Consider the following 8,169-nt stretch of genomic DNA (forward strand, 5'->3'; position numbering starts at 1 on the left):
CCACAGGGATAGCACAAGGCCAGAGGCTGGCGCCGTACCTGTGGGAGCGGGCATGCCCGCGAAGAGGCCAGTACAGGCAGAAGATCAGACCGGTTTCAACACCAGCACACCCAGCGGCGGCAGGTTCAGGGCCAGCGACAGCGGCTGGCCATGGCTGGCAATCGCGTCGCTCTGCACCACCCCCAGATTGCCGACATTGGACCCGGCATACAGCTCTGCATCACTGTTCAACAGCTCCTGCCAGCGCTCGCCGAACGGCACACCGATGCGATACCCCTCGCGCGGCACCGGGGTGAAGTTGGCCACCACCAGCACCGGCTCGCCACTGCTGCTCCAGCGCAGCCAGGCATACACGCTGTTCTGCGCATCGTCACCAATCAGCCACTGGAACCCCTGCGGCTGGCAATCCTGCTCGTGCAATGCCGGCACCTCGCGGTACAGGCGGTTGAGGTCGCCGACCAGACGTTGTACACCCTGGTGCTCAGGGTACTGCAGCAGGTACCAGTCCAGTTCGCCGTCATGGTCCCACTCACGCCACTGGCCGAACTCGCAGCCCATGAACAGCAGCTTCTTGCCAGGATGCGCCCACATGAAGGTGAGGTAGGCACGCAGATTGGCGAATTTCTGCCAGCGGTCGCCGGGCATCTTGTCGATCAGCGAATGCTTGCCGTGCACCACTTCGTCGTGGGAGATGGGCAGGATGAAGTGCTCGGAATAGGCATAGATCAGCCCGAAGCTCATCTCGTTGTGGTGATAGGTGCGGTGCACCGGGTCGTTCTGGATGTAATGCAAGGTGTCGTGCATCCAGCCCATGTTCCACTTGTAGGCAAAGCCCAGGCCACCCTGCTGGGTCGGCTGGCTGACGCCGGGCCAGGCGGTGGATTCCTCGGCGATGATCAGCGCACCCGGGGCCTCGTGGGCCGCCACGCCGTTGAGGTGGCGGATGAAATCGATGGCCTCCAGGTTCTCGCGCCCGCCGTGGCGGTTGGGCACCCATTCGCCGGCCTTGCGCGAATAGTCGCGGTACAGCATCGAAGCCACCGCATCGACGCGCAGGCCGTCGATATGGAAGTGCTTCAGCCAGTGCAACGCCGAAGCCATCATGAAGCCGCGCACTTCGTTGCGGCCAAGGTTGTAGATCAGCGTGTTCCAGTCCTGGTGGTAGCCCTCCAGGGGGTTGTCGTATTCGTACAGGGCGGTGCCGTCGAAACGCGCCAGGCCATGTTCGTCGGTGGGGAAATGCGCCGGTACCCAATCGAGCAGCACGCCAATGCCGCCCTGGTGGCAGGCGTCGATGAAGGCGGCGAAGTCCTCGGCGCTGCCGTAGCGCGAAGTAGGCGCGAACAGCGACAGCGGCTGGTAGCCCCAGGAGCCGCCGAACGGATGCTCCATGATCGGCAGCAGTTCGATGTGGGTGAAGCCCAGTTCCTGAACGTACGGCACCAGGCGCTCGGCCAGCTCGCGCCAGTTGTAATAGCGCCCGACCTCGCCCGCCTCATCCAGCTCGCAGCGCCACGACCCTGGGTGCAGTTCGTAGATCGACAGCGGCGCGCTGTAGGCATGGCGCTGCGCACGTTGCGCCATCCAGTCGTGGTCTTGCCAGTCGTGGCTGAGCGCCCCTGCCACCTTGGATGCGGTGCTCGGCGGCAGTTCGGTGGCGCGCGCCAGCGGGTCGGCCTTCAGGGGCAGTATGCCGTCCTTGCCCAGCACCTCGAACTTGTAGGTTTCGCCCACGCCCAGGCGCGGCACGAACAGCTCCCACACCCCGGCGCTGTGGCGCAGGCGCATGGGGTGGCGACGGCCATCCCAGTTGTTGAAGTCACCCACCACCGACACCCGCCGGGCGTTCGGTGCCCACACCGAGAAACACACGCCATCGACGCCATCGACCTGGATGGGTTGGGCGCCGAAGCGCCCGGACAGGTCGCGGTGGTTGCCTTCGGCAAACAGGTACAGGTCCATGTCGCCCAGTTGCGGGCCGAAGCTGTAGGGGTCTTCGGTGACCTGCTCGCCACCGGCCCAGCCGATCTGCAGCAGGTACGGGTGTGCCTCATCGAGGTGCGCGGTGAACAACCCCGGCAGGCTGCCCTGCTCCATTTCGGCGAGGATGCGCCCGTCATGTCGGGCCAGTATGCGCACATTCAGGGCGTTGGGCAGGAAGGCGCGGACCACTTGCCCGCCCGCGCCGTCGCCATGGGGGCCGAGTACCGCAAATGGATCGGCGTGCTCGGCGCGGGCCAGGGCGTCGAGGTCCCGTTGCCGAAGGCCGCCGTTTTCACGCGTGGTTGCATTCATCTATGACTCTCCCCAGGTACTGATCAGTCCATGCAGGCCATGCAAAGGCACGGCCAGCCAGCTCGGACGGTTCTCGGCTTCGTATGTGATTTCGTAGGCAGCTTTTTCCAGGCAGAACAGCTCCAGTGCGGCACGCTCGCCCTCGGCCTGTTGCCAGGCGTGAGGCATGGCCGCGGTGGCCAGGCCATAGGCTTCGACAAAGGCATGCCGCGATTGGTGCAGGTACTGCCTGGCAACCCGTTGCCGGGCTTGGCGCGCCGGGTCGGAAAGGTCGACCGCAGACGCGCTGCGCAAGATCATGGCAGCAGCATAGTCGAAGGATCGCAGCACGCCGCTGACATCTTTGTACGGGCTGTGTTTTGCCCGACGCTCTTGCAGCGGCCGGGCCGGTTCACCTTCAAAATCGATGAGGTAGGCGTCGCCCTGCACCACCAGCACCTGGCCCAGGTGCAGGTCGCCATGCACGCGCATCAGCAGGCCACCCTGGGCCTGGCGGGTCAGCTCGGCGATGTGCTGGGCCAGGCCGTCGCGCTGTTGCTGCAAGTCGTCGACCAGCGCCTGGCTTTCGCTGTCGAGGCTGTCGCGGTGCTGGGCCAGCAGGTCGAGGGCATGGGTGAGCTCTGCGCTGATCTGCGCACTCCAGCGTTCGCTGTCGTCGGCATCGCTCGGGCGCGGCTGGAAGGCCTCGTCATTGGTCGGTGCGGCCAGCAGCAGGTGCATCTCGCCCAGGCGCTGGCCGAGCAAGGCGGCAAAGCCGGTGAGCTCGGCCAATGCATCGGTGTGCGCATCGGCGTCGAGGCTGGAGGGCTCCATCTGGTCGCGGATGGCCCGCTCCAGGGTGTTTTGGGTCCAGGCCCAGGCGTCACCCTGGTTGCTCAGGTAGCCCTGGGCGATCATCAGCAGGTGTGGCGCCCCCTGCTCGTCCACCCGGCTGACCCAGGCCAGCAGGGGCGATATGTTGGCAAAGCCTGCGGCGGTCAGGTAGGCACTCATTTCCAACTCGGGGTGCACACCCGGGTTGACCCGTCGAATCAGCTTTAGCACCACCTGGTCGCCGATCACCACCGAGCTGTTGGACTGCTCGGCGCTGAGATAGCGCACGCTGCTTTCGTCGTTCAACGCCAGGCCCGCCAACTGCTGCGTGCTTTCGAAACGCAACTCGCCCTCGCCGTTGCCACACGGTAGATGCATGCCATTCTCACAGGCACGCAGCACCGCGCGGATGAACGGCTCGAGGACGAAGGCGTCGGTGATCAGGCCAACCTGATGGGCTCGGCGCACCCGTGACAGGGCCAGCTGTTGTGGCAGTGCGCTGTTGATCTGCTCTTCGGGCAGCAGGCCGAACGGCAGTTGGTAGCGATTGGCCACACCGTCGCTGAGCACTTCGATTTCACTGAGCAACACCGGTGTGGTCGACGTGCCGAAACGCACGCCGTAGCACAGGCGCACCTGGTCGATCGGCCCTTCCTTGCCGGCGAACCAGCGCCGCTTGGGCAGATACTGGGGCAGAACGGTGCTTTGCAGGGTATCGCTGGAGGGGGCCTCCAGCAGTTCTTCCAGGCGTTTGCGCAATACCAGTGTGGTCAATTCGGGTAACCCCTCGGTGGCCTTTATGTGCCAGCTGGGCATGCGGTCATGGCTGGCCAGCAGGAACCAGTAGAAGGCGTAGGGTGGCAAGGTCAGCAGGAACGGCAGTTGGCCGATTGGCGGGAAGGCGCTGCCGCCGAGCATCTCCACCGGTACTTTGTCGGCGTACTGTGACAATTCCAGTTCAGCCGCCTGGGCGGCGCGGGAAACGTTGGCCACGCACAGGATGACTTCGCTGTTGCCATCGGCGTCGGTGTACTCGCGCAGATAGGCAAGGATGCGCCGGTTGTTAGGCGTGAGGGTACGCAGGCTGCCGCGGCCGAAGGCCTTCTGCTGCTTGCGCACCGCCAGCATGCGCCGGGTCCAGTTCAGCAGCGAGTGCGGGTCGTTGGCCTGGGCTTCGACGTTGACCGTCTGGTAACCGTACAGCGGGTCCATGATCGGTGGCAGCACCAGGCGCTGCGGGTCGGCGCGGGAAAAACCGCCGTTGCGGTCCGGCGACCATTGCATGGGCGTGCGCACACCGTCACGGTCGCCCAGGTAGATGTTGTCACCCATGCCCAGTTCATCGCCGTAATACAGGGTGGGCGTGCCGGGCATCGACAACAGCAGGCTGGTGAGCAGTTCGATGCGCCGGCGGTCACGCTGCAGCAACGGCGCCAGGCGACGGCGGATGCCCAGATTGATGCGGGCGCGACGGTCTTCGGCGTAGTAGTTCCACAGGTAGTCGCGCTCGCGGTCGGTGACCATCTCCAGGGTCAGCTCATCGTGGTTGCGCAGGAAGATCGCCCATTGGCAGTTGGCGGGAATTTCCGGTGTCTGGCGCAGGATGTCGGTGATCGGGAAGCGGTCCTCCATGGCCAGGGCCATGTACATGCGTGGCATCAACGGGAAGTGGAAGGCCATGTGGCATTCGTCGCCCTCGCCTTCGCCGAAGTACGGGCGGGTGTCCTCGGGCCATTGGTTGGCCTCGGCCAGCAGCATGCGGTCGGGGTAGTTGGCGTCGATTTCGGCGCGGATCGCCTTGAGCACGTCGTGGGTTTCGGCGAGGTTCTCGTTGTTGGTACCGTCACGCTCGATCAGGTAGGGGATGGCATCCAGGCGCAGGCCATCTACACCCAGGTCCAGCCAGAAGCGCATCACCCCGATCACTGCCTTGAGCACCTGCGGGTTGTCGAAGTTGAGGTCGGGCTGGTGCGAGTAGAAGCGGTGCCAGAAGTACTGGCCGGCGACCGGGTCCCAGGTCCAGTTGGACTTCTCGGTGTCGAGAAAGATGATGCGCGTGCCGTCGTACTTCTGGTCGTCATCCGACCACACGTAGAAGTCCCGTGCCTTGCTGCCGCGCTTGGCGTGGCGGGCGCGCTGGAACCAGGGGTGCTGGTCGCTGGTGTGGTTGATGACCAGCTCTGTGATTACCCGCAGCCCGCGTTTGTGCGCCTCGGCGATGAAGCGGCGGGCATCGGCAAGGTTGCCGTAGTCGGGGTGCACGGCCTTGTATTCGGCGATGTCGTAGCCATCGTCGCGGCGTGGCGAGGGATAGAACGGCAGCAGCCACAGGGTGTTGACGCCAAGCTGGGCAATATAGTCGAGCTTGCTGATCAGGCCAGCGAAATCGCCGATGCCGTCGTTGTTCGAATCGAAGAACGACTTGATGTGCAGCTGGTAGATGACGGCGTCCTTGTACCACAGCGGGTCGTCGATGAAGGCTGCCGGGCGGGAACGCTTGGCCATGTGCGACTCCTTTCAATTCCAGGTTGCTCTGGCCCCAATGCACAAGCAACTGACTTGACACAATCCCTGTGGGAGCGGGTTTACCCGCGAACACCGGCGAAGCCGGTGCCATGCTCCGCGGCGCCTGCTTCGCGGGTAACCCCGCTCCCACAGGGGATGGCGTGTACCTTGCTAACGGGCCTTTTCGATGCGCCAGATACCGAACGGCAGATGCCAGGGTTCGATGCGCATCCATTGGGTCTTGCCGTACCACGACCAGCGATGGCCGTTCATCAGGTCTTCCCCCAGGGTTTCGGCGTTGTCATCCAGCCCCAGCTCCCACAGCGGCAGCTCGAAATGCGCTTCCTGGGCGTTGTGCGGGTCGAGGCTGATTGCCACCAGGATGTAGTTGTCGCGCTCGGGCGTGCGCTTGGCGAAGTACAGGATGTTGTCGTTCCAGCAGTTGAAGAACGCCACGCCCAGGTGGGTCTGCAAGGCGCGGTTCTGCCGGCGGATGCGGTTGAGCTGGGCAATCTCGGCAATGATGTTGCCGGGTTGGCTGAAATCGCGTGGGCGAATTTCGTACTTCTCCGAATCCAGGTACTCCTCCTTGCCCGGCAAGGCCGCCGCTTCGCACAGTTCAAAGCCCGAGTACATGCCCCACAAGCCCGACCCCATGGTGGCCAGCGCCGCGCGGATGAGGAAGCCGGCACGCCCTGAGGTGTGCAGGAAGTACGGGTTGATGTCGGGGGTGTTGACGAAGAAGTTGGGCCGGTAGCACTGGCTCCATGGCGGCTGGTTGAGCTGCTCGAAATACTCGCGCAGTTCCTGTTTGTGGTTGCGCCAAGTGAAATAGGTATAGCTCTGCGCGTACCCGACCTTGCCCAGGCGGGCCATCATCGCCGGCTTGGTGAAGGCTTCGGCGAGGAAGATGACCTCGGGGTGCTGGCTGCGCACGTTGGCGATCAGCCATTGCCAGAATGGCAGTGGCTTGGTGTGCGGGTTGTCGACGCGGAAGGTCTTCACCCCCTCCTCGACCCAGCCGACCACCACGTCGCGCAGGGCCAGCCACAGTGAGGGCACGGCTTCGGGGGCGTAGAAATCGACGTTGACGATGTCCTGGTACTTCTTGGGCGGGTTCTCGGCATAGCGGATGGTGCCGTCCGGTCGCCAGCTGAACCAGCCGGGGTGCTCCTTGAGCCAGGGGTGGTCCTGGGAGCACTGGATGGCAAAGTCGAGGGCGATTTCCAGGCCATGCTCGGCCGCCGCGGCCACCAGGCGGCGGAAGTCGTCGCGGCTGCCCAGCTGCGGGTGAATCGCCTCGTGGCCGCCTTCCGCGCTGCCGATGGCATACGGGCTGCCCGGGTCGCCGGGCTCTGCCGTGAGGGCGTTGTTGCGGCCCTTGCGGTGCTGCATGCCGATGGGATGAATGGGCGGAAAGTACAGCACGTCGAAGCCCATGTCGCGGATCATCGGCAGCCGCTCGTGCACATCATTGAAGGTGCCGTGGCGCTCGGGGCTGTCGGTGATCGAGCGCGGGAACAGCTCGTACCAGCTGGCGAACTGCGCTGCCGGGCGGTCGACATCGACGGGGAAGTCGCGGCTACGGGTCAGGTAGCTGCGGTGCTCGGCGTCACTCATCAGGCGGGCGGTGGCGGGGTCGAGAAACAGCGCTACCTGGTCGTCGGCATTCAGCGTGGGCAGGCGCTGCTGCAAGGCCTGCAGCTCCTCGCGCAGGGCACCGCTGCACAACTCGATGCCCTTGCCGAGCATCAATCGGCCTTCTTCCAGCTCCAGCCGCACCTCGACACCGGCGTGGTATTTCTTCTCCAGGTCGTGGCAATAAGTGGCGAACGGGTCGATCCAGGCCTCGATGCTGAAAAGGTGCGGGCCCAGTTCGGTGGGCGTGAACTCGGCCAGCCAAAGGTCGTTGCCCGGCGAGTGCATGGGCACGCAATGCCAGCGCCGGCTGTGGGCCTGACGCCAGTTGAGCATCACTGCCAGGCGGTCGTGGCCGTCGCTGTAGACCTTGCTGCTGACCGCCACCGGTTGGCCACTGATGGCCTTGACGGCGAAGGTGCCGGCTTCGAGCACGGGTTGGGTGTCTTCGATCACGATGCGCGGCGCCAGCAGCGCCTGGGACAGGCTGATGGCCTGGTCCGGGTGATCATTGGCCATGGGCACGCTTTCGAAGGGCTCGTTTCGTGACATCGGACCTTGCTCCCTCAGGCTGGTGGCGGTAAGGGTTCAGAGCCGGGCACAGGCGTGGGGTTCAAAAAAAATGAGCGAACGGCAGCTGCCAGGAGTCGAAGCCTGCAGCACCTCTTCAATCACCCAAGCGAGGTCAGGCCATGAACATTCCCATTCCACCGGAGACTCCCGATCCCAACATCGACGACCCGAGCCTGCCGCCGCCCGTGCCGGAGGAAGACCCGGACGAGCTGCCGATCAAGCCGACCGTGCCGCCGACGGTGGGCGACCCGCCGAGCCAGGAACCACCGGTAAAGGTTTAAGGGTAGACCAGGATCTTGTGCTGGCAGGGCCGGCCTCTTCGCGGGCACGCCCGCGCCCCCCCGG

Annotated in this window: 4 protein-coding genes; 1 reads left to right on the forward strand and 3 read right to left on the reverse strand. The window is 64.8% G+C overall.

Annotated features, from left to right (window positions below; translation table 11 throughout):
- Nucleotides 1-84: 84 nt before the first annotated feature.
- From glgB to ACK1U9_RS08515, 3 genes are all read right to left on the reverse strand, one after another.
- Entirely contained in the window at nucleotides 85-2,295 is a 2,211-nt protein-coding gene (gene glgB / locus ACK1U9_RS08505; protein ID WP_046615633.1) for a 1,4-alpha-glucan branching protein GlgB, read from the reverse strand.
- A complete protein-coding gene (gene treS, locus ACK1U9_RS08510; RefSeq protein WP_085599428.1) occupies nucleotides 2,296-5,613 on the reverse strand; it encodes a maltose alpha-D-glucosyltransferase in 3,318 nt (1,105 codons plus the stop codon).
- Between the two features lie 171 nt (nucleotides 5,614-5,784).
- Nucleotides 5,785-7,803 (reverse strand): alpha-1,4-glucan--maltose-1-phosphate maltosyltransferase, encoded by a 2,019-nt coding sequence (locus ACK1U9_RS08515; protein ID WP_108479774.1) that lies wholly within the window; start codon nucleotides 7,801-7,803, stop codon nucleotides 5,785-5,787.
- A gap of 140 nt (nucleotides 7,804-7,943) precedes the next feature.
- Between ACK1U9_RS08515 and ACK1U9_RS08520 the strand changes: the two genes are divergently transcribed.
- Nucleotides 7,944-8,105 (forward strand): hypothetical protein, encoded by a 162-nt coding sequence (locus tag ACK1U9_RS08520; protein ID WP_173015129.1) that lies wholly within the window; start codon nucleotides 7,944-7,946, stop codon nucleotides 8,103-8,105.
- Nucleotides 8,106-8,169: the final 64 nt, after the last annotated feature.

The organism is Pseudomonas sp. XP1 (genome assembly GCF_053557675.1).

Bases quoted from the DNA above. Each gene is read 5' to 3' on its own strand.
- glgB (WP_046615633.1), bottom strand. From the start codon at position 2,295: ATGAATGCAACCACGCGTGAAAACGGCGGCCTTCGGCAACGGGACCTC.
- ACK1U9_RS08515 (WP_108479774.1), bottom strand. From the start codon at position 7,803: ATGTCACGAAACGAGCCCTTCGAAAGCGTGCCCATGGCCAATGATCAC.
- ACK1U9_RS08520 (WP_173015129.1), top strand. From the start codon at position 7,944: ATGAACATTCCCATTCCACCGGAGACTCCCGATCCCAACATCGACGAC.
- treS (WP_085599428.1), bottom strand. From the start codon at position 5,613: ATGGCCAAGCGTTCCCGCCCGGCAGCCTTCATCGACGACCCGCTGTGG.